Source organism: Streptomyces sp. x-80, from assembly GCF_046549095.1.
In the GTDB taxonomy this organism is placed as follows: domain Bacteria; phylum Actinomycetota; class Actinomycetes; order Streptomycetales; family Streptomycetaceae; genus Streptomyces; species Streptomyces celluloflavus.
The window spans coordinates 223,712-247,395 of the sequence record NZ_JAJPWM010000009.1; the positions used below are offsets into that span (position 1 = coordinate 223,712).

Annotated in this window: 18 protein-coding genes; 4 read left to right on the forward strand and 14 right to left on the reverse strand. The window is 67.0% G+C overall.

Annotated features, from left to right (window positions below):
- The first annotated feature begins 92 nt into the window (after positions 1–92).
- The gene (locus ACLJWH_RS20450; RefSeq protein ID WP_411143158.1) at positions 93–710 is read left to right on the forward strand and encodes a GNAT family N-acetyltransferase; all 618 of its coding nucleotides are present in this window, start codon (positions 93–95) and stop codon (positions 708–710) included.
- A 73-nt stretch (positions 711–783) separates the two neighbouring features.
- Here ACLJWH_RS20450 and trxA read toward each other — a convergent pair whose 3' ends face one another.
- The 7 genes from trxA to ACLJWH_RS20485 all read right to left on the reverse strand — a co-directional run bounded on the left by trxA (position 784) and on the right by ACLJWH_RS20485 (position 10,665).
- A complete protein-coding gene (gene trxA / locus ACLJWH_RS20455) occupies positions 784–1,110 on the reverse strand; it encodes a thioredoxin (protein WP_052857281.1) in 327 nt (108 codons plus the stop codon).
- A gap of 47 nt (positions 1,111–1,157) precedes the next feature.
- On the reverse strand, positions 1,158–2,132 hold the full coding sequence (gene trxB, locus ACLJWH_RS20460; protein WP_052857280.1) for a thioredoxin-disulfide reductase: 975 nt from the start codon (positions 2,130–2,132) through the stop codon (positions 1,158–1,160).
- 117 nt (positions 2,133–2,249) lie between these two features.
- Positions 2,250–3,182, reverse strand: a complete 933-nt coding sequence (locus ACLJWH_RS20465) for an anti-sigma factor family protein (protein ID WP_411143159.1) — start codon at positions 3,180–3,182, stop codon at positions 2,250–2,252.
- Complete coding sequence (gene sigM, locus ACLJWH_RS20470) at positions 3,179–3,874, reverse strand: RNA polymerase sigma factor SigM (protein WP_411143160.1); 696 nt, start codon at positions 3,872–3,874, stop codon at positions 3,179–3,181. The genes ACLJWH_RS20465 and sigM overlap by 4 nt, the downstream gene beginning before the upstream one ends.
- A gap of 395 nt (positions 3,875–4,269) precedes the next feature.
- Complete coding sequence (locus ACLJWH_RS20475; RefSeq protein ID WP_411143161.1) at positions 4,270–5,982, reverse strand: protein kinase family protein; 1,713 nt, start codon at positions 5,980–5,982, stop codon at positions 4,270–4,272.
- A 107-nt stretch (positions 5,983–6,089) separates the two neighbouring features.
- Complete coding sequence (murJ, locus tag ACLJWH_RS20480; RefSeq protein WP_411143162.1) at positions 6,090–8,309, reverse strand: murein biosynthesis integral membrane protein MurJ; 2,220 nt, start codon at positions 8,307–8,309, stop codon at positions 6,090–6,092.
- Between the two features lie 46 nt (positions 8,310–8,355).
- A complete protein-coding gene (locus ACLJWH_RS20485) occupies positions 8,356–10,665 on the reverse strand; it encodes a DUF6049 family protein (RefSeq protein WP_411143163.1) in 2,310 nt (769 codons plus the stop codon).
- Positions 10,666–10,846: 181 nt separating this feature from the next.
- Between ACLJWH_RS20485 and ACLJWH_RS20490 the strand changes: the two genes are divergently transcribed.
- Complete coding sequence (locus ACLJWH_RS20490) at positions 10,847–12,322, forward strand: CCA tRNA nucleotidyltransferase (protein WP_411143164.1); 1,476 nt, start codon at positions 10,847–10,849, stop codon at positions 12,320–12,322.
- Between the two features lie 68 nt (positions 12,323–12,390).
- On the opposite strand, the gene ACLJWH_RS20495 is transcribed toward ACLJWH_RS20490, so the two are convergent.
- From ACLJWH_RS20495 to ACLJWH_RS20510, 4 genes are all read right to left on the reverse strand, one after another.
- On the reverse strand, positions 12,391–12,729 hold the full coding sequence (locus ACLJWH_RS20495; protein WP_411143165.1) for a hypothetical protein: 339 nt from the start codon (positions 12,727–12,729) through the stop codon (positions 12,391–12,393).
- 365 nt (positions 12,730–13,094) lie between these two features.
- On the reverse strand, positions 13,095–14,390 hold the full coding sequence (locus ACLJWH_RS20500) for an MFS transporter (protein ID WP_411143166.1): 1,296 nt from the start codon (positions 14,388–14,390) through the stop codon (positions 13,095–13,097).
- Between the two features lie 77 nt (positions 14,391–14,467).
- Entirely contained in the window at positions 14,468–15,550 is a 1,083-nt protein-coding gene (locus tag ACLJWH_RS20505) for an inositol-3-phosphate synthase (RefSeq protein ID WP_411143167.1), read from the reverse strand.
- 46 nt (positions 15,551–15,596) lie between these two features.
- Entirely contained in the window at positions 15,597–16,277 is a 681-nt protein-coding gene (locus tag ACLJWH_RS20510) for a helix-turn-helix transcriptional regulator (protein ID WP_411143168.1), read from the reverse strand.
- Between the two features lie 361 nt (positions 16,278–16,638).
- Between ACLJWH_RS20510 and ACLJWH_RS20515 the strand changes: the two genes are divergently transcribed.
- Both ACLJWH_RS20515 and ACLJWH_RS20520 read left to right on the forward strand, forming a co-directional pair.
- Positions 16,639–19,311 (forward strand): transglycosylase domain-containing protein, encoded by a 2,673-nt coding sequence (locus ACLJWH_RS20515; RefSeq protein ID WP_411143169.1) that lies wholly within the window; start codon positions 16,639–16,641, stop codon positions 19,309–19,311.
- Between the two features lie 127 nt (positions 19,312–19,438).
- On the forward strand, positions 19,439–20,920 hold the full coding sequence (locus ACLJWH_RS20520; RefSeq protein ID WP_411143170.1) for a glycosyltransferase family 87 protein: 1,482 nt from the start codon (positions 19,439–19,441) through the stop codon (positions 20,918–20,920).
- A 96-nt stretch (positions 20,921–21,016) separates the two neighbouring features.
- On the opposite strand, the gene ACLJWH_RS20525 is transcribed toward ACLJWH_RS20520, so the two are convergent.
- The 3 genes from ACLJWH_RS20525 to ACLJWH_RS20535 form a co-directional block, all read right to left on the reverse strand.
- Entirely contained in the window at positions 21,017–22,048 is a 1,032-nt protein-coding gene (locus ACLJWH_RS20525; RefSeq protein ID WP_411143171.1) for an alanine racemase, read from the reverse strand.
- Between the two features lie 66 nt (positions 22,049–22,114).
- A complete protein-coding gene (locus ACLJWH_RS20530; protein WP_411143172.1) occupies positions 22,115–23,233 on the reverse strand; it encodes a lipid II:glycine glycyltransferase FemX in 1,119 nt (372 codons plus the stop codon).
- Positions 23,234–23,351: 118 nt separating this feature from the next.
- Positions 23,352–23,669, reverse strand: coding sequence for a hypothetical protein (locus tag ACLJWH_RS20535; RefSeq protein ID WP_411143173.1), 318 nt, complete (start codon positions 23,667–23,669; stop codon positions 23,352–23,354).
- Between the last annotated feature and the right edge of the window lie 15 nt (positions 23,670–23,684).

Sequence of the window (23,684 nt, forward strand, 5' to 3'; positions counted from 1 at the left end):
CTCGGAGGGTTCGTTGGTGGTCTGCTCAGAGAACGGACGGCGCTGACGGCGTTCCGCGGTGCGGCCGGCGAGGGAAGTGAGGACCTGGCTTCATGGGCCGACGGCTCGTACCACTCACGCTGGACAACCTTCCGGATCTCCCCAAGCGCTGCCGCTCCTGCGTCTTCTGGGAGCTCGACCCCGTCAGCGGCGAAGCCGCAGTAAAGGCGGGCCGACCCGAGCTTGAGAAGGAAGCCTGGATCTCGGCAGTGCTGCTGGAGTGGGGATCTTGCGGGCGGGTGGTCTATGTCGACGATGTGCCCGTCGGGTTCGTGATGTATGCCCCGCCTGCTTATGTCCCGCGGTCCATGGCCTTTCCCACCAGCCCGGTGTCGCCGGATGCGGTACAGCTGCTCACCGCGTGGCTGCTCCCCGGCTATCAGGGACAGGGGCTTGGGCGAGTGATGGTGCAGACGGTAGCCAAGGACATCATCCAGCGCGGCTTCAAGGCCATCGAAGCCTTCGGAGACGCTCGGTGGAACGGGCCGGCGTGTGTTCTGCCTGCCGATCACCTTCTCGCGGTGGGCTTCAAGACCGTACGTCCGCACCCGCGGTACCCGCGGCTGCGGTTGGAGCTGCGGACCACGATCTCGTGGAAGGAAGATGTGGAGCTGGCCCTCGACCGCTTGCTGGGTGCCGTCCAGAAGGAACCTGCCCTGCGGCCGCTGTAGCGGCAGCGAACAGAGAACGGGCCCGCCCCCTTGAAGGGACGGGCCCGTTTCACGTGAAACGTCGTGGCGTGCCTCAGACGAGGTAGTCCGCCAGATCCCGCTGGATCGCGGCCTTCGGCTTGGCACCCACGATGGTCTTCACGACCTCGCCGCCCTGGTAGACGTTCATGGTCGGGATGGACATGACGCCGTACTTGGCGGTGGTCGCCGGGTTCTCGTCGGTGTTCAGCTTGGCGATGACGATCTCGTCGTGCTCGGCGGCGATGGCCTCCAAGGACGGGGCAACCTGGCGGCACGGGCCGCACCAGGTGGCCCAGAACTCGACCAGGACGGGCTTGTCGTTCTTGAGGACGACCTCTTCGAAGTTGTCGTCCGTCACGGTTACCGTGGCGCCGGCCATGGCAATCTCCTTACTGCGTGGGTGAGTGGGAAAGCGGGGGTGCGAGGTCAGACGGAAGCGACCTTCGCCGGCTCACCGGCGGTTTCGCCATCGGCGAGCGCCGCGAGGAACCGCTCGGCGTCGAGGGCTGCGGAGCAGCCCGTGCCTGCTGCGCTGATCGCCTGCCGGTAGGTGTGGTCCACGACGTCACCGGCGGCGAAGACGCCCGCCAGGTTCGTACGCGTGCTCGGCGACTCGACCTTCAGGTAGCCCTCGTCGTCCAGGTTCAGCTGGCCCTTGAACAGTTCCGTCCGCGGGTCGTGGCCGATCGAGATGAACAGGCCGGTCGCCGGGAACTCGGACGTCTCGCCGGTCTTGACATTGCGCAGCGTCAGACCGGAAAGCTTGTTCTCGCCGTGGATCTCGGCGATCTCGCTGTCCCACACAAACTTGATCTTCGGGTCGGCGAAGGCACGCTCCTGCATTGCCTTGCTCGCCCGCAGGGTGTCGCGACGGTGAACGATCGTGACGGTCTTGGCGAAGCGGGAGAGGAATGTGGCTTCTTCCATCGCGGTGTCGCCGCCGCCGACGACGACGATGTCCTGCTCCTTGAAGAAGAACCCGTCACAGGTGGCGCACCAGGAGACGCCGCGGCCGGACAGCTCGTCCTCGCGGGGCAGGCCGAGCTTACGGTGCTGCGAGCCGGTGGTGACGATGACGGCCTTCGCCCGGTGCACCGTGCCCGCGGTGTCGGTTACGGTCTTGATCTCCTCGGAGAGGTCGACCGAGACAATGTCGTCCGGTACGAGCTCAGCTCCGAAGCGTTCGGCCTGGGCGCGCATGTTGTCCATGAGGTCCGGACCCATGATGCCGTCGCGGAACCCGGGGAAGTTTTCCACGTCGGTGGTGTTCATCAGCGCACCGCCGGCGGTGACGGCACCTTCGAAGACGAGTGGCTTCAGGGACGCGCGGGCGGTGTAGAGCGCTGCGGTGTAGCCCGCGGGCCCGGAGCCGATGATGATCACGTTGCGGACGTCGCTCACGGGTGTCTTCCTTGTCTCTGCCGACTGCTTGCTGGGGGCTCTCTCGAAACTCTCACCCCACCCAACGGATCCTACGGGCCGGGCATTCCCGGAGTGCCACAGCGCACATCCCGTCGCTCAGTCTCGCCGGTACGAGTGGGTGAGCAAAATTTTTCCGGGAGCAGGCGGAGTGGCGGAGACACAGGAGGAAGCGACGATATACGCCGAGACGCGTGAGGGGTCGGACGGATGCGGCAGTACGACGAGGTAGGCGTCCTCTCCACCGTAGACGCTGTGACTGGATGCGAGCGGTGCCTCCGTACGGCCGATGCCCTGGCGCACACATGACGGGACCGTGTCGGCATGGCCACGCAGAGGAGTCTCGGGGGAGCTTCGGGTACCGATATCCGGAGACTTCCGTGACCCCTTGGAGGCGAGCAAGTCGTGGACATGCGCCCCGAGGGTCGCGGAGGTCAGTCCAGCTGAACCACCCGTGCTCTTTTCGGTGGCCGGGGAGTGCCGGACCGGAGCGCTTCCCTGGCTGCCATCAACGGTGGAGTTCTGGATCAGGATGCCACCGACGCCCAACACCGCTGCGGCTGCTGCGGTGCCGAGCAGGACCCGGGGCCAGCGTCGCAAGCGGGTCCTGCGGCCCCCTGAGGTCTGACGGCCTGGCCCGGGTGCACCCCGTGGCCGCCTGCCCGGTCGGCCGGGCGCTGCGCTGACGATGGGTGAACCGGACTCGGTTTCACGTGAAACCGGGGCGGACGCTGTGGCCGTTTCACGTGAAACCAGCGTCTCGCCGGCGGGCAGAGTGGAGTCGAGCAGGACCTCGGCAGCGAGCGCGGCATCGATGCGCCCGGCGACATCGGCCGGCATCCGCGACGGGCCCGGGAGCGTGCCGAGCAGACCCCGGATTTCCTCCAGCGAAGCGTAGACGTCTTCGCACAGCGCACAGTCCGCGAGATGGTGGCGCAGTTCAGCGGTACGGGACGGTGAGAGCAGGCCATCCGTGAGATCGGAGATCTCGGAGACCTCCGGGTGCTCACCGGTGTCGGTCGTCGACGTCACGCTCGCCCACCTCCGCCCTTCACGGCACCTGTGTCATGCGGTCCTGCCGTCGGTGGGACGGATGTCCCCTGCGCCGGGTTCCTTCCCCCGCTTCTGGCTCTGCTATCCCCGTTGTCGGTGCGCAGATGGGTGACCAGGGGCAGAAGCCGGGTACGGCCCCGTGCACAGCGGCTTTTCACCGTGCCGGTCGGGATACCGAGGATCTCGGCGGCTTCGGCGACCGGGTATCCCTGCATATCGACGAGCACGAGAGCGGCGCGCTGCTCCTCAGGGAGTGTGCGCAGCGCGCCGAGCAGCTCACGGTGCAGATCCCGGCGCTCAGCAGGCATGGCGGCGGATTCGTGCGGCTCAAGAAACTGTTCGAGGTGCTCGGTGTCGGCGATGGGCGAGGTGCGTCGGGAGGCGGCCTTACGGGCCCGGTCCAGACAGGCATTGACCGTGATGCGATGCAACCAGGTCGTCACGGCTGATTGGCCGCGGAAAGTGTGGGCCGCACGATACGCGGAGACCAAGGCGTCCTGGACGGCGTCGGCGGCTTCTTCCCGATCACCGAGAGTGCGGATCGCCACCGCCCAGAGTCGATCGCGGTGTCGTCGGACGATCTCCCCGAAGGCAGCGGGGTCGCCTTTCACATGCAAGGCGAGGAGATCGGCGTCGGTCGGTGTCGAAACCTCATCGCTCTCGGTGGACACGGGCCCCCGGCCATAGCTACCTGATCTCGCGTCCCATTGAAGCCCGCCGTGCTACGAAAGTAAATGATCCGCCCAAGCGCAGCTCGGGCGGATCAGATGGTCGAAGTGTGTCGTTCTTGAGCGGTGGAGCCAGTGCACAGGGGGCCGCGAAATTCCCATGGCTGCGTATCAGGGAACTCGGCTTGGTCGCGCTGTCCGGCGCGGTACGGAATTCCGGTTGCTCCAGGTGGTGAAATTGATGACTACGGCGGGTGAAGGCCATCCTTTGAGATGCGATGACGGTCGCGCTGGACACTCTCCGACACGACCATCGTGGGGCAGACCGGGGAGGGCCGGTCCAGTGGCCGGCACGGAAGACTTCGCCGCCGGCGGTCGCCGAGCACACTGCCCCCCAGTCAGCTGGCGAAGGAAACCTCTGTCACACCCTGCTTATAGCCGCTGTCGCTGTACTCGTCCCGCTCCGAATGGGGCATCGCGGTGATCCACATGAGGACGTAGCGTGCCTTCGTCGGCTCTTTGAGTTTGATCTTCGCTGTGGTCTCCGAAGTCTGGGTTGTGCCCAGTTTCCGCATAGAACTCAGCGGCTCCGACGAGGAGAGCGAATTGGCCGCGTAGAACGTCACGGTGGTGTGATCACCGCCGTAGTGCAGCCCGATCGACGCGCTGCTTATCTGCTGCTCCGGGCCGAGGTCGTAGACGATGCCCACGCCCTTCTTGAAGGCCGGATTCAGGTCCGGTCCCTCGAGATAACTCACACTGCGCCAGTAGGTGCTGGGGTTCCCGTCGTAGGTGTCCCGTACCTGGTCGGGGTGTTGCGGCTTGCCGTCCGGGTAGTACTCGGCGGCGTCGACGATCTTGAGCGGCTTGCTGACGTGCTTCTTCGGGAGGTTGTTCTCCGCCTGTGAGTTGCCCGAGCCCTCGTGTTCGCCTTCCCGCTTGAGCAGCGTGTCCGCCAGCTGCCAGCTGCCCAGCCCCAGTGCCGCGATCAGCAGCGCGGAGACGGACCACTTGAGCGCCTTGCCGGTACGGCTCTGGAGCGGAGGCGGCGGAAGGGGAACGGGTGGTGCCGACCGGCCGGTGCGGGACTGCGGCTGACCGTAGGTGCCCTGCTGGAAGCCCGTGCGCTGGTAGGGCGGCGGAGTGGAGAAGGCCGTCTCGGGAGGCCGGATGCGCGGCATCGCCGCGACGGCCTTGGCCAGTTCCTCCGGGGTGGTGCACGGCTGTTCCTGGCGGGACGCCGTGGCACCGTCATTGACCAGCGCGCGCATGGCGAGCTCGGACAGCCCGCGGTGCACTCCTGCCCGTACCTGGTCGGGAGCGATCAGACCGACGTCCTTAGGCAGGCCGGAGAGGCCGTAGGCGTCGCTTTCGTACGGCCAGCGCTGGGTCAGGGCGGCATACAGGAGCGCGCCGATCGCCTCGGTGTCGGTGCGTTGGGGGTGCTCGGAGGTGATACCGCGCAGCGCGGCCATGACGGCGAGACCGCGGATGCGGTACTGCCCGGACTCCGTACGCAGCACCGAGCCGGGGGTGATCCGCAGATGCGACAGGCCCTCGCGGTGCGCGGCAGCCATGGCCTGCGAGATCTGGTTGACGAGCTGGTAGGCGTCGTGCGGCTCCATCGGGCCGTTGGCGAACACGGCAGAGAGTTCGATGGCGTCCGGCAGCCATTCGTGGACGACGTAAACGAGATCGTTTTCCTCGACGGCGTCGAGGACCTGGACGAACCGGGGGTCACCGAGAAGCGCGGAGGAACGGGCGGCGGACAGCACCGGGCGGGCCCGTGGGTGGTCGGCCGGCAGGATGTGTACGCCGACGGCCCGGCGCAGCTTTTCGTCGACCGCACGCCAGCTACTGAATCCGTCCAGACGGGTGACGCACTCCTCAAGACGGTAACGTCTGGCGAGCTTATGGCCGCTGTGCAGCTCCGGCGGCTCCGCTTCGGGCGCCGTGGCACGTCTCTCGTCATTGCGTGCGGCGTCCTTTTCCGTGCCGGATACCTTCTCGGCCTCCGCACCGTCGTCCGTGGCCTTACCCGCCTTGGCGGTCAGCGGTTCCTCACCGCTCGTGTCGGCCACGTCGACGGCAGCCGTGCTCCGTTCCGCCACCGTCGTTCCTGCCTCCCCATCCGATGCAGGCTCAATGAGCCAAGACAATTGTGCCCACAGTCCGCCACTATGCACGACACACGGTGGCAGGCGATGGTTGTGCCCGCTCAGCGCCCCAGCTTGGCTCGGACCATGCCGACCAGGGCGTTCAGTTCTTCGATCCGCATCTTGCGAGCGGCGACGTAGAAGACGGCCAGAAGTGCGACACAGCCGCCGATCAGGGCGGCGAGCGAGCCGAGAAACTCGCTGCCGAGCACCTGCATGATGCCGTACACCACGGCACCGGAGACGATCGTGGCCGGAATGCTCGCCCCGGCCAGCCGCGCGTACGTCCGGACGATGTGCGCACCGTCCAGGTCGCCGTCCATCCGCTTGCTCAGTCGGCGCCAGGCCACACCCACGCCGATGATGTACGCCAGCCCGTAGGAGGCCGCCATGCCGATCACGGCCCAGCGGGCGGGCAGGAGCAGGAAGCAGAGGGCGGAGGCGGCGGCGTTGACTGCCGCGACGATCACCGTGTTGTAGAAGGGGGTGCGGGTGTCTTCGTACGCGTAGAAGGCACGCAGAATGACGTACTGCACCGAGAACGGAATCAGGCCGACACCGAAGGCCATCAGCATGTAGCCCATCGGAATGCCGGCGCCCGACGAGCCGTAGACCAGCGTGCACAGCGGGATGCCGAGGGCGAGAAAGCCGAACGAGATCGGGACGATGGCGACCGCGGAGGTACGAAGTCCCTGGGACATGTCGTCCCGCACAGCTCCCGTGTCGCCGTCATGGGCGGACCGTGCCAGCCGCGGCAGCAGCGCCGCCATCACGGAGACGGTGATGATCGCCTGCGGCATGTTCCAGATCAACTGCGCGCTGGCGTAGGAGATGAAGCCGGTGCCCGGGTGGCCCTGTTGGGCGGCGGTGTTGCCGGCCCAGGTGGAGAGCTGGGTGACGACGAGGACGCCCGCCTGATTGGCGAGGACGAACAGCACGGTCCACTTGGCGAGCTTGGCGGCCTTGCCCAGACCGTGGCCGCGCCAGTCGAAGCGCAGCCGCAGCTTGAAGTCGGCGTCGCGCAGGTACGGGATCATCGCCAGCGCCTGGACGACGAGACCGAGGAGCGTGCCGATCCCCAGCAGGCGGATGCCCTCGGAGGGGATGGTGGTGACGCCGATGTGGGAGGTCTTCGCGGAGCCGTAGACCCAGATGAACAGGCCGAAAGTGGCGATCATGACGATGTTGTTCAGGACCGGGGTCCACATCATCGCGCCGAAGCGGCCACGGGCGTTGAGGATCTGTCCCATCACGACATGCAGGCCCATGAAGAAGATCGTGGGCACGCAGTAGCGGGTGAACGCGACGGCGACTTCATTGGCCGCCGGATCGCGTGAGATGTCGAAGGAGACCAGTTTCACCAGGAGCGGCGCGGCGAATACTGCCAGCACCGTCAGCGCGCCGAGGATCACGACCACCAGCGTGAGCAGCCGGTTGGCGTATGCCTCGCCACCGTCCTCGTCCTCCTTCATCGCCCGCACGAGCTGGGGGACGAAGACGGAGTTCAGACCGCCGCCGATGGTCAGGATGAAGATCATCGTCGGCAGCTGATAGGCGACCTGCCAGGAGTCACCGAGCACGGCACCACCGAGCGCGGCGACAATCAGCGCCGAGCGGACGAAACCGGTGAGGCGGGACACCATCGTGCCGGCAGCCATCAGCGCGCTGGACTTGAGCAGGCTGGAGGCACGACCACCGGAAGACTTACCGGCTACCGCCACGGGTGCGGGCTCCGGCGCTGGCGCGGACTGCTGCGATACCGCCTCTGTCCCCGGCTCTCCGCCGACTGCGGAAGGGCCGGACGCGGGCACCGTGGGGCGCTGCGGCTCGTAGGGACGTTGCTGCTGGTCCCGGAAGAGATGCGCGAAGGCATCGGGCTCGGGGCGCTCGTCGGCGGCCTGCGTGATCAGATCGTCGACGCCCACGAACTGCGTCGTCGCGGCAGCGTCGCCGTACGGGAGATGGCGGGTCGGGCCCTGCGGTTCGGGCGGCGGAGGCGAAGCCCACAGCTGCGGGTCGGGGGTGTGCTGTGGCGCGGGAGGCTGTTGATAGAGCGGTTGCGGGGCCGGCCCCGGAGGCGGCGGAGGGTGCGCGGCGCGGTCGTACAGCGCCTCGGCGACCGGATCCTGAGCCGTCGGATCCTGAGTACGGTGCGGATTGTTCCGGTACGCGTCCTGGACATAGGGATCCTGGGCCGAGGGCACCTGGGGCGTCGGAGGGACCGGCTCCGTGGGATCGCCACCGGCGCCCCGGCCGCGGTCACCGTCGTACGGCGCATTCATCGCTGCCCCACCTCATCCGTCCCCGGCCATCCGGCCCCGCCATCTATCAACGGTCCACTTTCTCACCTGAGCCGGACGGGTCCGTGTTTTCCGAACCGGTGTCCGGCGTGGGGTCACTCGGCTGCTCGGGCTTGTCGCCGTCCGTGCCACCGTTGTCGCCGTCCGTGCCTTCGCCGTCATCGGCGCCGTCCGGACCGTCCTCGCTGCGTCGGGACGCGGCGCGCTTGCGCTGGAGGTAGATCCGCACGCCGGCGAGGACGAGCAGCAGTACGCCGCCCGCGATGACGAGCATGACCGTCGCGGTGATCTCGGTGACGTTCACCTCGAAGGTCATCGGGTCACCGTACGGCTTGCCGTCCGCGGCATAGAGCTGGGCCTTCACCCGCACGGGACCGTTGGCGTTCGCCGTGGTGTCGAATTTGAACGACTGGCTGTGCCCGCCGTCCACCTTGATCTGCTGCGCCTCGCCCGCATCCAGTCGGTTGGGCTGGTACGAGCTCAGCTCCAGCGTGAGGTTCTGGACGCCCTGGAGGAGGTTGTTCTGGACCGTCACCGGGATCGTCGCGCTGCGCCCGGAGAGCGTCGCTTCCGACTTCTGGATCAGGTGCACTTTCTTGGTCAGGCTGTCGAGGTAGCTCCGGACCGAGGTGCGGAACGCGGCGGCGCCTCCGGCGTCCCCCCGCCACTGCGTCGACATCTCGCGCATTATGGCGCTGCCGAACGGGGTCACCACGCGCTCCGGCTGGGACAGGATCACCCGGAAGTCGTCCAGTGCGGACTGCGTGTCCTGGATCTGCCGGAAGGCATCCGCCGGAAGCTCCTGCTTGCGCAGTGCGGCCGGGTAGGCGGCACGGCTCGGCACACTGCGGGAGGCCACCGGGTCAGGCTCGGCCTTGGCCGCCCCACTGAGGTTCAGCGGCTGTATCCAGCGTCCGGACTCCAGAGCCCGCAGCGCGGTGGCCATCGCGTGCGCCTGGCTGACCGAGGGCATGCGCTGCGGTGCGACGACGATGCTGCGCTGCCGGTCCGGCTCCTGGAGGCTGATCATCTGGGTCTGGGCGAGGAATTCCTGGACCGCGTGCGTGGCATTCCCGGCCTGCGACATATCGCCTTCGAAGGCCCGGGAGAGCCCCTCGTCCGCGACGATGGCGGTGTTGCCGCTACCGATCGGCCGGGCCGCCGTCGGGGTGTAGGACAGCCCGCCGGACTCCGTCAGGCTGTCGCTGCGGGTGATGACGTTGTGCGCACCCGCCGAGGTGGCGACATCGACGATCGATGAGTCGATCGCTCCGTTTACGGGCCAGGCGAAGTCGGTACGCGGTTTGACACCGAGGATCGTGTCCACGGTCCTCGCGGCGAGCTCGGTGGCCGGACCCAGGTGGCTGAGTGCGCTGGGCACGCTCTTGCCGTGGTGGGCGAGCGAGGCCAGGTCGGGGTCGGCGAAGGGCAGCGCGACGACCTCGTGCGTCTTCACCGCGTCTTCGAGGTCGTTCAGCCACTGCTTGGCGACCGCCTGGTTCTTGCCCGTGGGGCCGTCCGGACCGCCGATCTTGTACGACTTGGTCATCGCATCGACCGTGGCGAGCAGATCGGGATCGATGACGAAGGTCACCGGCAGATTCTTGCTGAGCGCGACCATCTGCTGGAGCCGTCCGCCGGGCGCGATCTCCGCGGCGAGGTCGTCGTTGCGGAAGACCGGTGTCTGCTGGGCGTCGGCGATGGTCTCGGCGGTGAGGTGCGTGGGGGAGGTCAGCGGCCACAGGTAGGTGAGCTGGGTCTTTTTGTCGGTATCGGCCTGCTGCCAGGGCAGGAAGGTCCGGTCGATACCGAGTACCTGCTCGGAGGGCGCGGCCTGGGTGCGCCCGGAGAGAGAGACGCCGAGCTGATATACACCGTTGTCGCCGAGATCGAGGTCCTTGACCGGCACGCTGAGGGCGAAGGGCCGGCTGACACCTGGTTCCAGCTTGTCGATCTTCTGGCTGTGCCCTTCGATCTCCGGGCCGTCCGCGCCGGGCGAGTAGCCGGTGCGCCTGGCCGCGCTGTCGATGGAGCTGCGGTCGCTGATCGACGGGCCGCGGCGCATGTCGAGATGGGCGTCGGTGACCGTGGAATTTCCGTCGTTGGTCAGCGTGCCGGAGAGCGTGACCGTGTCGGCCTTGGCGGGGGTGGGCGGCGACACCGCATCAATGGTGACGTCGACCGTGCGGGAGCCCGTCGGGGCCGCCTGCGCGGAGGGGGCGTGCGGGACCTGGAGCAGCCCCACGAGCAGGGGCACTCCGGTGACCAGTGCCGCGGTCCTGCGCAGCCATCGACCGCGCGGCCGTTCAGTCCCCTGGAACCCTGCCGCCTCGGCCACGCGCTCGCCCGTCCCTCGTCGTCGTCAGTGGTCGTCGGAATGTGCGTCCACGAATGGTAACGAGGCCCGCTGTGACGTAGTGCCGCGGACTGCTCCACATGATCGCGGGGCAGCGGGCCGGGCGCCTGTCCCCTTATTAAGGTGACGCTTCGCGCAGCGCGGCCACGTACCCTGTTCTGTTGTGCCGAACGCCAACAATGACATCCCCGCCCCGCAGTCCGCGCGGACTCCGCATTCGACGAACGCGCTGAGCCATGTGCAGCGCCGTGCCGTGAGCGAGCTGTTGCGGGTGTCCCCCGTTGCGGACGACCTGGCCCGCCGCTTCCAGGAGGCCGGGTTCACGCTTGCCCTGGTCGGCGGCTCAGTACGGGACGCGCTGCTGGGCAGGCTCGGCAATGACCTGGACTTCACCACCGATGCCCGGCCCGAGGACGTCCTGAGGATCGTCCGGCCGTGGGCGGACGCGGTATGGGAGGTCGGCATCGCCTTCGGCACGGTCGGCTGCAAGAAGAGCTCGTTCGACATCGAGGTGACGACTTACCGCTCCGAGGCGTACGACCGGACCTCCCGCAAGCCCGAGGTGTCCTACGGCGACTCCATCGAGGGGGATCTGGCCCGCCGGGACTTCACGGTGAATGCCATGGCGGTGCTCCTGCCGCAGAAGGAGTTCGTCGACCCGCACGATGGCCTGGAAGACCTGGCAGCGCACGTGCTGCGGACCCCGGGGACGCCGGAGGAGTCGTTCTCCGATGATCCGCTGCGGATGATGCGCGCCGCCCGCTTCGCCGCCCAGCTGGACTTCAAGGTCGCCCCCGAGGTCATCGCCGCGATGAAGGCGATGTCGGAGCGCATCGAGATCGTCTCTGCGGAGCGGGTACGGGACGAGCTGAACAAGCTGATCATGGCCGCGCACCCGCTGAAGGGGCTGCGGCTGCTCGTCGAGACGGGGCTGGCCGACCAGGTGCTGCCGGAGCTGCCGGCGCTGCGCTTGGAACGTGATGAGCATCACCGTCACAAGGACGTCTACGAGCACACACTGACGGTCCTGGACCAGGCGGTCGGCCTCGAAGAGGACGGGCCTGATCTGGTGCTGCGGCTGGCGGCCCTGCTGCACGACATCGGGAAGCCGAAGACGCGGCGATTCGAAAACGACGGTCGTGTCTCCTTCCACCACCACGAGGTGGTGGGGGCGAAGATGACCAAGAAGCGCATGACCGCGCTGAAGTACTCCAACGACCTGGTCAAGGACGTCTCGCGGCTGGTGGAGCTGCACCTGCGCTTCCACGGCTACGGGATGGGTGAATGGACGGATTCGGCGGTCCGCCGGTACGTACGTGACGCCGGCCCGCAGTTGGAACGGCTGCACAAGTTGACACGGTCGGACTGCACCACCCGCAACAAGCGCAAGGCCAACGCTCTGTCGCGCGCCTATGACGGGCTCGAGGAGCGGATCGCCCGGCTCCAGGAACAGGAAGAGCTGGATGCCATCCGCCCGGACCTGGACGGCAACGACATCATGAAGATCCTCGGTATCGCCCCGGGGCCGCAGGTCGGGAAGGCGTACCAGCACTTGCTCGAGATGCGACTGGAGCACGGCCCGATGGAGCGGGATGCGGCGGTTGCTGCTCTCAAGGAGTGGTGGGCGGCACAGGGCTGACGTTTCACGTGAAACCGGCAGCCGACCAAGCGCCGTGTTTCACGTGAAACACGGCACCGCTGCCGCTGCTACTTCAGGTGGGTGAGGCAGAGCACAACGCTGGAGCGGTGCCGACGACCCCCGGTGCTCTCGGTGTACGCGGAGTACTTTTTATCGCAGACGGAGATGTCGGAGGTGTCGTCATGCACCTCCGACACCTGATAGGTCGCGGCCGATGAGCCGCAGTCCACGGACTCCATCTTGGGGTCTGACGCGGTGCCCTTGTTCTGCATGCAGTCACCGACCGCAGCTTTCTGAGCGTCGGAACCGAAGATGCTGTTCCAGACGGAGTTGAAGCCGACCAGTCCGCCGATCACCACGCCGATGATCACGAAGGTCAGCAACACACGGGTGATCTTCTTCCCCACGGTGTCCTGCGGAGGAACGGACGGAGGGGGCGTCGGTCCGGGGCCGGGTCCGCCGTACGGCTGCTGCGGAGGCGGTCCCTGTTGCGGGTACGGGTTGCCCTGGTACGGGTACGGCACACTCTGCTGCGGTGGCGGGTACGGTGCACCGCCCTGTTGCGGATAGGCATGACCACCCTGTGGAGCCGGCCCACCTTGAGGCTGTCCGTTTGGATCGGTGGGGGCCTGTGGGTACGGGTTCTGACCGTACGGATTCGGTCCGTACGGGCTCTGCCCCTGAGGTGGTGTGGTCACGGAAGTCCCCCTGGATCTGCTGCGACTCTTGCACGTGATCGACGCCCCGTAACGTACCTGGTCATACGAATCCGCTACGGCAGCTGCGGCGTCGTCGGGCGAGCGGGAGTTCCACGGTGCCTGAAGCGGACCAGTGCCGCTACGACGGCCGCATAGAGGCCCGCCACCACGATGAGCAGAACAGCCGACCTTCCGTCCGGCGGCAGCATGAGAGACGCCACCGCAGCGGCGCCGACGAAGGCGACGTTGAACAGAACGTCATAGATGGCGAAGATCCGGCCGCGGAAAGCATCATCGACCGATGACTGAACGACCGTGTCCGTGGAAATTTTTGTCCCCTGCGTGGTGAGGCCGAGCAGAAACGCCGCGGCCAGCATCGGTTCCGGAGCGAAGAACAGGCCGAGAGCAGGGACCAGCACCGCCCCTGTGGCGGCGCAGCATGCGATCCAGCCTGACGTGCCGAACCGGGAGATGGCCCAGGGGGTGACGACAGCAGCCGCGAAGAAGCCCGCTCCCGACACCCCGACGGCGATCCCGAGCAGGGCCAGGCCACCGGACTCGTTGTCCGCCCAGGAGTATCGGCACAGCATCAGCACCATGACGGTCAGCGCTCCGTAGCAGAAGCGCACCACGGTCATTGCGGCGAGGGCACGGGCAGGTCTGCGCCGTCCCGCGAGATGACGCAGGCCCTCCACAAGTCCGCGCGCGGTACTCAACAGGGCTTCTCCCAGGCGAGGTTGGAGCATCCCGGGGTCAGGTCCGAGGAGATCCGGCGTCATGCGCAGGGCGGTGAGGGACGAGCAGAGATACAACGCGGCAGCGAGCAGCACGATGACCGCGTTCCCATCCGCGCCGACGAGCCGGACGACGAAGGCAAGCCCGCCGCCGGCCGTCGCGGCGAGTGTTCCGGCCGTCGGAGACAGGGAATTGGCCATGACGAGTTGCTCCCCGCCGTCGACCACACGAGGAAGCGCGGCCGAAAGTCCGGCCAGGACAAAGCGGTTCACCGCGGTCACGGACAGCGCCGAGGCATAGAAGAGCCAGTCGGGGACCTCAGCCGCGACCAGCGCAGCTGTCCCGGTGGCCAGCAGAGCCCGTAGCAGATTGCCGTACAGCAGGACCTGTCGGCGCCGCCACCGGTCGAGCAGTACGCCGGCAAAGGGGCCGAGGAGGGAGTACGGGAGCAGCAGGACCGCCATGGCGGAGGCGATGGCCGCAGGTGAGGTCTGCTTCTCGGGTGAGAAGACGACGAAGGCGGCGAGCGCGACCTGGAAGACGCCGTCAGCCGCCTGGGAGAGAAGCCGTGCGGCGAGGAGCGAACGGAAGTCGCGCAGACGGAGTAATACGCGGAGATCGCGCACAGCATGCATGGTGCACAGCCTCACACAGCCCGCAGGCCCCCGGGCGGAATACCCGGGGGCCTGCGATCGGACGATGCGGCGGCGGCTCAGCGCTCGACGTCGCCCTGGATGAACTTCTCGACGTTCTCGCGCGCCTCGTCGTCGAAGTACTGCACCGGCGGCGACTTCATGAAGTACGAGGACGCCGAGAGGATCGGACCGCCGATACCCCGGTCCTTGGCAATCTTCGCAGCGCGCAGCGCGTCGATGATGACGCCGGCGGAGTTCGGGGAGTCCCAGACCTCAAGCTTGTATTCGAGGTTGAGCGGGACGTTACCGAAGGCGCGCCCCTCCAGACGGACGTAGGCCCACTTGCGGTCGTCCAGCCAGGCCACGAAGTCCGACGGACCGATGTGGACGTTGTCCTCGCCCAGGTCACGGTCCCTGATCTGGGAGGTGACGGCCTGCGTCTTGGAGATCTTCTTGGACTCCAGGCGCTCGCGCTCGAGCATGTTCTTGAAGTCCATGTTGCCGCCGACGTTCAGCTGCATCGTGCGGTCCAGGATGACTCCCCGGTCCTCGAAGAGCTTGGCCATCACACGGTGCGTGATGGTGGCGCCGACCTGGGACTTGATGTCGTCACCGACGATCGGCACACCGGCAGCGGTGAACTTGTCCGCCCACTCCTTGGTGCCGGCGATAAAGACCGGGAGAGCGTTGACGAACGCGACCTTGGCGTCGATGGCGCACTGCGCGTAGTACTTCGCGGCGTCTTCGGAGCCGACAGGGAGGTAGCAGACCAGGACGTCGACCTGCTTGTCCTTGAGGACCTGGACGATGTCGACCGGAGTCTCCTCGGACTCCTCGATGGTCATGCGGTAGTACTTGCCCAGACCGTCGAGAGTGTGGCCCCGCTGGACCGTCACGCCGGCGTCCGGCACGTCACAGATCTTGATGGTGTTGTTCTCGCTGGCGCCGATGGCGTCCGAGAGGTCGAGGCCGACCTTCTTGGTGTCGACGTCGAAGGCGGCCACGAACTCGATGTCACGCACGTGGTAGTCACCGAACTGCACGTGCATGAGGCCGGGCACGCGGCTGTTCGGGTCGGCATCCTTGTAAAACTCGACGCCCTGTACCAGCGAGGCGGCGCAGTTGCCCACGCCGACGATGGCTACGCGTACCGAACCCATTCCGGTTGCTCCCTGTGTTGTCGATGAGCTCCTGCTGCGCAGGACCTCATGTGGTGGTGTCATCGGACGGATCCGGCCGGGTACCACCCCGGTGCCGGGGCAGGCCGCCCGTGTTTCCTGGAGAGTCCTTCTTGTCCCGCTCGGCGGGCTCGGGCGCGCGCTGATCGCGCCCGGCGCGCTCGCTCTCGATGAGCCCGTTCAGCCAACGGACCTCGCGCTCCACGGACTCCATGCCGTGGCGCTGTAGTTCGAGGGTGTAGTCGTCCAACCGCTCACGGGTGCGGGCCAGCGATGTGCGCATCTTTTCGAGGCGCTCCTCCAGCCGGCTGCGGCGGCCTTCCAGCACGCGCATCCGTACGTCCCGCGATGTCTGGCCGAAGAAGGCGAAGCGGACGCCGAAGTGTTCGTCCTCCCACGCGTCCGGGCCGGAGTGGGAGAGCAGTTCCTCGAAGTGCTCTTTTCCTGCTTCGGTCAGTCGGTAAACGATCTTCGCCCGGCGCCCTGTCAGCGCCGCGGCGGGTGCGCCGTCCGAGGCACCGCCCGTCTCCTCGATGAGCCAGCCGCTTGCGACCAGTGTCTTGAGGCAGGGGTAGAGGGTGCCGTAGCTGAACGCACGGAAGACCCCGAGCGAGGTGTTGAGCCGTTTCCGCAGCTCATAGCCGTGCATCGGGGACTCACGGAGCAGGCCGAGGACGGCGAACTCAAGGACGCCGGAGCGTCTGCTCATCCTTCGCCTCCCTGTCTTCGGCCGCTCTTTATGTCGTGCTGATGTATCGAAGCGATACATCCAGACGATAGAACGGCCGCTTGGGCGGAACAAGTGGGGGGACGGTGAACGGCGTCACATCACCGATTCGTACTACCCAACCTGACTGATTTGGAGGGAATTTCAACCCTGGGCAGGTTTTGGCCCTGCGTAGTCTGTGCGGCATGCAGATTGCCGGGAACCATGGGCCCAGATGTGGCGTCGCCGTTTCCGGTGCGGTGCGGCTCGCTAGTCAGGTGCGGGTCGTGCATCGGGGGGACCTGAAGATAACTGCCGCCTTCAGGCGACGAGATAGCGCGCCTGCCCGAGGAGTATCCGTTCCATGAGCGAGCACCGTCGCAAACCGCCGCAGCCACAAGGTGGTGGACGTGCCGCGGCCCGACGCGCCGCACAACAATCGTCGGGGCGTCGAGCTGCGCCTTCGCGCGGCTCCGCGACCGATCCTGCGCCCAACTCCGAACCGGATGGCCAGGAACGGCCGTCCGGCGGACGGGCCGAGGCCCGCCGGGCCGCCCAGCGTGGTGGCCGTCGGCGGGCCTCCGATACCGCGGCGATGGCGTCCGGCGGTGGGAATGGGGGCGGAGGGCGCCGCGCAGGTGGCGGCGGAAGTGGTCCTGAGGGAGGGCGAGGCCGCGGCCGTGGCAGCGGAAAGCCCGGCAAGAAGCGGTTCATCGACTACCCGCGCTACAACCGCGTCGGCTGGCGTCGCTTCGTGCCGTCCTGGAAGCTGGTCACCGCCCTGTGTATCGGCTTTGCCGGCCTGATCGTCGGCGCCGCAGGCATAGCACTGGCGTTGGTGCAGGTTCCCGACGAGAACGCCGCCGCCAAGCAGCAGAACAATGTCTACCTCTGGTCCAATGGCGATGTCATGGCCCGGGATGGTGAGACGAACCGGCAGAACGTCAAGATCGCCGACATTCCGGTCTCGATGCAGAATGCGGCGATCGCCGCGGAGAACGCCTCGTTCAAGTCGGACTCGGGTGTGGACCCCGTGGGTATCGGCCGCGCGCTGCTGAACATGGCCAAGGGTGGCGACACCCAGGGCGGGTCGACCATCACTCAGCAGTACGTCAAGAACGCGATGCTGAGTCAGAAGCAGACCCTCGACCGGAAGTTCAAAGAGCTCTTCATCTCGATCAAGGTGGGTTGGAAAGTAGGCAAGCCGCAGATTTTGCAGGGCTACCTCAACACCAGCTACTACGGGCGAGGGGCCTACGGAATCCAGGCGGCGGCTCAGGCGTACTACGGCAAGAACGCCTTCGATCTGAAGCCGGACGAGAGCGCCTTGCTGGCGACTGTGCTCAAGGGCGCCGACCTGTACGACCCGGCCGGTGGTACGGGCCCGAACTCCTCGAGGGCGGCGAACACCAAGCGTGCCCAGGACCGCTGGTCCTGGGTTCTCGACCGAGAGGTCGACACGGGGCTGATGACAAAGACCGAGCGGGACAAGTACCAGAAGTTCCCCATGCCCGATCCGCCGAAGCCGGTGGCCAGCAAGGCCGGCCAGATCGGCTACTTGATGGATACGGCGAAGAAGTACGTCCTCAAGCACGCGGACATCAGCGAAGCGCGGTTCGACAAGGGCGGTTACCAGATCCAGACCACCTTCGACAAGGCGAAGACCGACTACCTCGCCACTGCCGTGAAGAAGGTCGACAAGAAATACATCGACCCGGAGAAGCGGGAAAAGGACCAATACGTTCAGTTCGGTGCCGCCTCGGTGGTGCCGGGAGACGGCAAGATCGTCGCCCTGTACGGCGGCGAGGGCTACGACAAGGGCCACTTCAGCAACAACGCCGACACCTTCGGCGTACCGGTCGGCTCGACCTGGAAGCCGTTCGTCCTTGCGGCGGCGATGAAGGACGGGACGAAGGCGAGCGGTGGTCAGCCGATCTCGCCGGAGAGCAAATACAACGGCAACGACCATCTCAAGGTGAAGGACCGAGACGGCAACTACGTCCTGAAGAAGGACAACACGCCGTTCTACCAGGTGAATGAGAGCAACCATCCCTGGGGCTACATCTCCCTGGTCAAGGCGATGGAGCAGTCCGTCAACACCCCGTTCGTCCAGCTCGGCATGGACGTCGGGATGAACAAGGTGCGGGACATGGCGCAAGCCGCCGGAATCTCGGAGAGCAGTTTCGACAAGAGTCTCAACCCCTCCTTCGCACTGGGCACCTCCACGCCGAGCGCGATCCGCATGGCCGACGCCTACGGAACCTTTGCCAAGTCGGGGACGAAGGTCGAGCCGTATTCGGTGACCGCGGTGAAGTTCCAGGGTGAGGACCTGCCGGGCTTTGACAAGCCCAAACAGGAGACGGCCATGGACCCGAAGATCGCCAACAATGTGACCAAGGTGCTGGAGAACGTCATCCAGAACGGTACGGCCAAGGACGCGCAGCGGCTGGGTCGGCCGGCGGCGGGTAAGACCGGTACCACCGACGAGAACAAGTCGGCCTGGTTCGTCGGCTACACCCCGCAGCTCTCCACGGCCGTCACGATGTTCCGTGAGGACCCGAAGAATCCGCGCCAGCTGTCCATGAACGGGGTCGGCGGTTTCGACTCGATTCACGGTGGTGCTCTGCCGACCGAGGTGTGGACCGAGTACATGTTGCAGGCCATGAAGGGAGTCCCATCGGCGCCGTTCCCGGCTGCCGAACCCATCGGCCAGCGTGCGGACGAGGAGGGCATGCCGCCGCCCCCGCCGACGGCACCGCCGACACCGCCGCCGTCCAAGGCCCCGACCGGGACGCCCAGCCCCCCCGCGACCCCGTCTTACACGCCGTCTTCTCCCACCCCGACCGAGACCTGCGCCGAATGGGACGTGCACTGCCGCACCAGTGGTGGCACGACCACCAGCGGCGGCAGTACCGGAGGCGCACCGGGCGGCAGTACCGGCGGCGAGTCGAGCCCGCCCCCTGACCCGACCAACGGCGGCAGCGGAGATACCGCAGGAGGCTTGTTCGGAGGCCCCGGCGGTAAACACCACCCGTGATCGCCGACTGTTTCACGTGAAACAGCGCCTGTTTCACGTGAAACAGGCGCTACGAGGCCCCCGACCCGACTTGTCCGGGCGGGGGCTTCGCCATGGTCGTCCGAGGTCTGTGCGGCAGGATGGGGCCATGACGAGCGTGCGACAGGACGAGCCCGTGCGGCCGACGAGGCGGGATGAGGTGGCGGCGGCCGGGAGCGAGCTGATCGGAGGGCCGATCGGCCGTCGCGCGCTGCTCGGTACGAGCTGGCTGACGCCCGTCCGGATCATCGCGCTCGTCACCATCGGTATGTTCGCGCTCGGCATGGTGCAGAAGCTGCCCTGCTACAACAGCGGCTGGTTCTTCGGCGCCACGAGCCAGTACACGCATGCCTGCTACTCCGACATCCCGCATCTCTATACGGGCCGGGGATTTGCCGACGGCTTGATCCCCTATTTCGACCGGTTGCCCGGCGAGATGAACTACCTCGAATATCCCGTGCTGACCGGCGCCTTCATGGAGGTCGCCTCCTGGATGACTCCGCACAGCGGGTTGATCCAGTACCGGGAGCAGGTCTACTGGCTGGTCAACGCCGGCATGCTGCTGGTCTGCGCCGCGGTCATCGTGGTGTGCGTGGCCCGCACCCACCGGCGACGCCCCTGGGACGGACTCCTCGTCGCCCTGGCACCTGCCTTTGCCCTCACCGCCACCATCAACTGGGACCTGCTGGCGGTTGCTCTGACCGCGGCGGGGATGCTGGTGTGGTCACGCAGCCGCCCGCTGGCAGCCGGCGTGCTGATCGGGCTGGCGACCGCGGCGAAGCTGTACCCGGTGCTGTTGCTGGGGCCGCTGCTGATGCTGTGCTGGCGTTCGGGAGCCTGGCGCGCATACGGGAAGACCGTGGCCGGCGCAGTGGTGGCCTGGCTTGTGGTGAACGTGCCGGTGATGATCGTCCACGATTCGTCCGGATTCCACATCCGGGAGGGCTGGGCGAAGTTCTACACCTTCAGCCAGGAGCGGCCGATCGACTTCGGTTCGGTCTGGCTGCTGATCTCGCAGCGCACCGGGAACCTTCTTGCGGACGTCAACACGTACGCCATGCTGCTGATGATCCTGGGCTGTGGTGCCATCGCGCTGCTGACTCTCTACGCCCCGCGTCGGCCACGCTTCGCGCAGCTGGCATTCCTGGTTGTCGCCCTCTTCGTTCTCACCAACAAGGTCTACTCGCCGCAGTACGTGCTGTGGCTGATCCCGCTCGCGGTACTCGCCCGGCCACGCTGGCGGGACTTCCTGATCTGGCAGGCATGCGAGGTGATGTACTTCCTGGGCATCTGGATGTACCTCGCCTATACGGGGAACGGCGACAAGCATCAGGGGCTGCCGCTGGAGGGCTACCAATTGGTCATCGCTGTGCACCTCTTGGGCACCCTCTACCTGTGTGCCGTGGTCGTACGGGACATCCTGATGCCGGAGCGCGATGTGATCCGGAGGGATGGCGACGATGATCCGTCGGGCGGCGTCCTGGACGGGGCACCCGATGTGTTCGTGCTCGGGCAGGCGTATCGCGAGCCGCGGCACGCGGCCCACTTCGAGGGTGCGCCAGAAGTGCGCTGGGGCTCCGTACGGGAATGAGCCGTGGACGGCACGTAAGCACATGGGCCCGGTGCCGCAGACATCTCGGCGGCACCGGGCCCATGACGTTCCGAAAAGCCGGGGCGCTCGGCCGGCTCAGCGTTCCACGAGGCGGTCGTACTGCGTGGTGGTGTGCCGCAGGTGGGCCACCAGTTCCTCGCCGACCTGCGGCTCGGGAGCGTCCCCCGGGACGAACAGGATCGACACCTGCATGTGAGGAGGCTCCGCGAACCAGCGTTGCTTGCCAGCCCACACATAGGGCGCGAGATTGCGGTTGACAGTTGCCAGGCCGGCGCGGGCCACGCCCTTGGCGCGCGGCATCACACCGTGCATCGCCTTGGGCGACTCCAGACCGACACCGTGCGAGGTGCCGCCGGCCACCACGACCAAGTAGCCGTCGGAGGCCACTTTCTGCTGGCGATAGCCGAAACGGTCGCCCTTGGCGACGCGGGTGACGTCGAGCACCGAGCCGCGGTACTCGGTCGCCTCGTGGTCGCCGAGCCAGAGCCGGGTCCCGATACGGGCACGGAAGTGAGTCTGCGGGAACTGCTGCTGGAGCCGGGCGAGTTCGGCGGCCTTGAGGTGACTGACGAACATGGTGTGCAGCGGGAGGCGGGCGGCGCGCAGCCGGTCCATCCAGCCGATGACCTCCTCTACCGCGTCGGACCCATCGGTCCGGTCCAGCGGCAGGTGGATCGCGAAGCCTTCGAGCCGGACGTCCTCGATGGCCGCGGCCAGCTTCGGCAGGTCATCCGGCAAGACGCCGTGCCGTTTCATGCTGCTCATGACCTCGATGACGACGCGGGCGCCGACCAGGCCGCCAACGCCCTCGACCGAGGAGACGGAACGAATCGCCCGGTCGGGCAGCGGCACCGGTTCCTCACCGTGCCGGAACGGGGTCAGGACGAGCAGGTCGCCGCTGAAGTAGTCCTTGATGTGGGCCGCTTCGTAGGTCGTGCCGACCGCGAGGATGTCGGAGCCGAGGCGGGTGGCTTCATCGGCGAGGCGCTCATGGCCGAAGCCGTAACCGTTGCCTTTGCAGACCGGGACCAGCCCGGGGAACTGCTGGAGAACGCTCTGCTGATGCGCCCGCCAGCGCGCGGTGTCGACGTAGAGGGTGAGCGCCATGGCCGTGCCCGGAACCTTTCTCGTGGCTGGGGTGTATCGGGGATACGAAGGGGTGAGGTGAAGCGGTCAGCGGCGCGACATGTAGATGTCGAGCGCCTTGTGCAGGAACTTGTTGAGCGGGAAGTCCCACTCGCCGAGGTACTCCGCCGCCTGCCCGCCCGTGCCGACCTTGAACTGGATCAGGCCGAAGAGGTGGTCGTTCTCGTCCAGGGAGTCGCTGATGCCGCGGAGGTCGTAGACCGTGGCACCGAGCGCGTAGGCGTCGCGCAGCATCCGCCACTGCATCGCGTTGGACGGCCGGACCTCACGCTTGTGGTTGGCGGAGGCGCCGTAGGAGTACCAGACATGGCCACCGACGATCAGCATCGTGGCGGCGGCGACGTTCTCGCCCTCGTGGCGGGCGAAGTAGAGCCGCATGCGGTTGGGGTCCTCGGAGTTGAGGGCCTGCCACATCCGCTCGAAGTAGCTCTGCGGCCGCGGCCGGAAGTGGTCGCGCTCCGCGGTGATCTCGTAGAGCCGCTGCCATTCGGCCAGGTCGTTGAAGCCTCCCTGGACGACCTCGACGCCGGCCTTCTCGGCCTTCTTGATGTTGCGGCGCCACAGCTGGTTGAAGCCCTTGTGGACATCCTCCAGGGAGCGGTTGGCCAGTGGCACCTGGAAGACGTAGCGCGGCTGTACGTCGCCGAACCCGGCACCGCCGTCCTCGCCCTGCTGCCAGCCCATCCGACGCAGCCGGTCGGCGACCTCGAAGGCGCGCGGCTCGATGTGGGTTGCCTCGACATCCCGCAGGCGCTTGACGTCCGGGTCCTGGATACCCGACTTGATCGCCGTGGAGTCCCAGCGCCGGATGATGACCGGCGGGCCCATCTTTACGGAGAAGGCACCCTGCTGTTTCAGGTGCTTGAGCATCGGCTGAAGCCAGTCCTCCAGGTTTGGTGCGAACCAGTTGATGACCGGCCCCTCGGGGAGGTAGGCGAGGTAGCGCTTGATCTTGGGCAGCTGGCGGTAGAGGACCAGGCCGGCACCGACCAGCTCGCCATTCGCGTCGAACCACCCCAGGCTCTCCGAGCGCCACTCAGCCTTGACGTCAGCCCAGGCCGGGACCTGCATGTGGCTGGCCGCGGGCAGGCTCTGGATGTATCCCAGATGCTGCTCTCGGCTGATGGTCCTCAGGGTCAGGGTCATGCGGGGCGCTCCTCGGCAGGTGTGTCCCCATGGTCGGGGCTCCGGCTCTCGCGCCGAAGCCTACTGGGGAGCGCCCCGTTCAGACGTACGGGAGCGGGCCCGTACGCGCACTCGCGGGCTAGCCGAGTACACCGCCGAAGAGCCCGCCGTGTGCCATGCCGATAAAGAAGCCGACGGCCGATGCTCCAAGTCCGATGATCAGCAGGAAGCGCTCACCGGTCGTCGCGGAGATGAACTGGCCCCACATGCCGGCGAAGATCCCGAGCAGACCGGCCCAGGAACTGACCAGGTGCAGGCTGTGGGAGAAGGTGGTGAAGATGGCAATCGCGCCGAGGGCCACCGTCACGGCGACCATGGTGTTCTCGACGGGATGAGCCTTGCCGTCGCTGTTGAGAAGCGCGAGAAGACTCCGCTGGGTCCGTACTGCCTGTGCCATGCGGCACCTCCGATG

Bases quoted from the DNA above. Each gene is read 5' to 3' on its own strand.
- ACLJWH_RS20450 (WP_411143158.1), top strand. From the start codon at position 93: ATGGGCCGACGGCTCGTACCACTCACGCTGGACAACCTTCCGGATCTC.
- trxA (WP_052857281.1), bottom strand. From the start codon at position 1,110: ATGGCCGGCGCCACGGTAACCGTGACGGACGACAACTTCGAAGAGGTC.
- murJ (WP_411143162.1), bottom strand. From the start codon at position 8,309: ATGAATGCGCCGTACGACGGTGACCGCGGCCGGGGCGCCGGTGGCGAT.
- ACLJWH_RS20500 (WP_411143166.1), bottom strand. From the start codon at position 14,390: ATGCATGCTGTGCGCGATCTCCGCGTATTACTCCGTCTGCGCGACTTC.
- ACLJWH_RS20505 (WP_411143167.1), bottom strand. From the start codon at position 15,550: ATGGGTTCGGTACGCGTAGCCATCGTCGGCGTGGGCAACTGCGCCGCC.
- ACLJWH_RS20510 (WP_411143168.1), bottom strand. From the start codon at position 16,277: ATGAGCAGACGCTCCGGCGTCCTTGAGTTCGCCGTCCTCGGCCTGCTC.
- ACLJWH_RS20515 (WP_411143169.1), top strand. From the start codon at position 16,639: ATGAGCGAGCACCGTCGCAAACCGCCGCAGCCACAAGGTGGTGGACGT.
- ACLJWH_RS20520 (WP_411143170.1), top strand. From the start codon at position 19,439: ATGACGAGCGTGCGACAGGACGAGCCCGTGCGGCCGACGAGGCGGGAT.
- ACLJWH_RS20525 (WP_411143171.1), bottom strand. From the start codon at position 22,048: ATGGCGCTCACCCTCTACGTCGACACCGCGCGCTGGCGGGCGCATCAG.
- ACLJWH_RS20530 (WP_411143172.1), bottom strand. From the start codon at position 23,233: ATGACCCTGACCCTGAGGACCATCAGCCGAGAGCAGCATCTGGGATAC.
- ACLJWH_RS20535 (WP_411143173.1), bottom strand. From the start codon at position 23,669: ATGGCACAGGCAGTACGGACCCAGCGGAGTCTTCTCGCGCTTCTCAAC.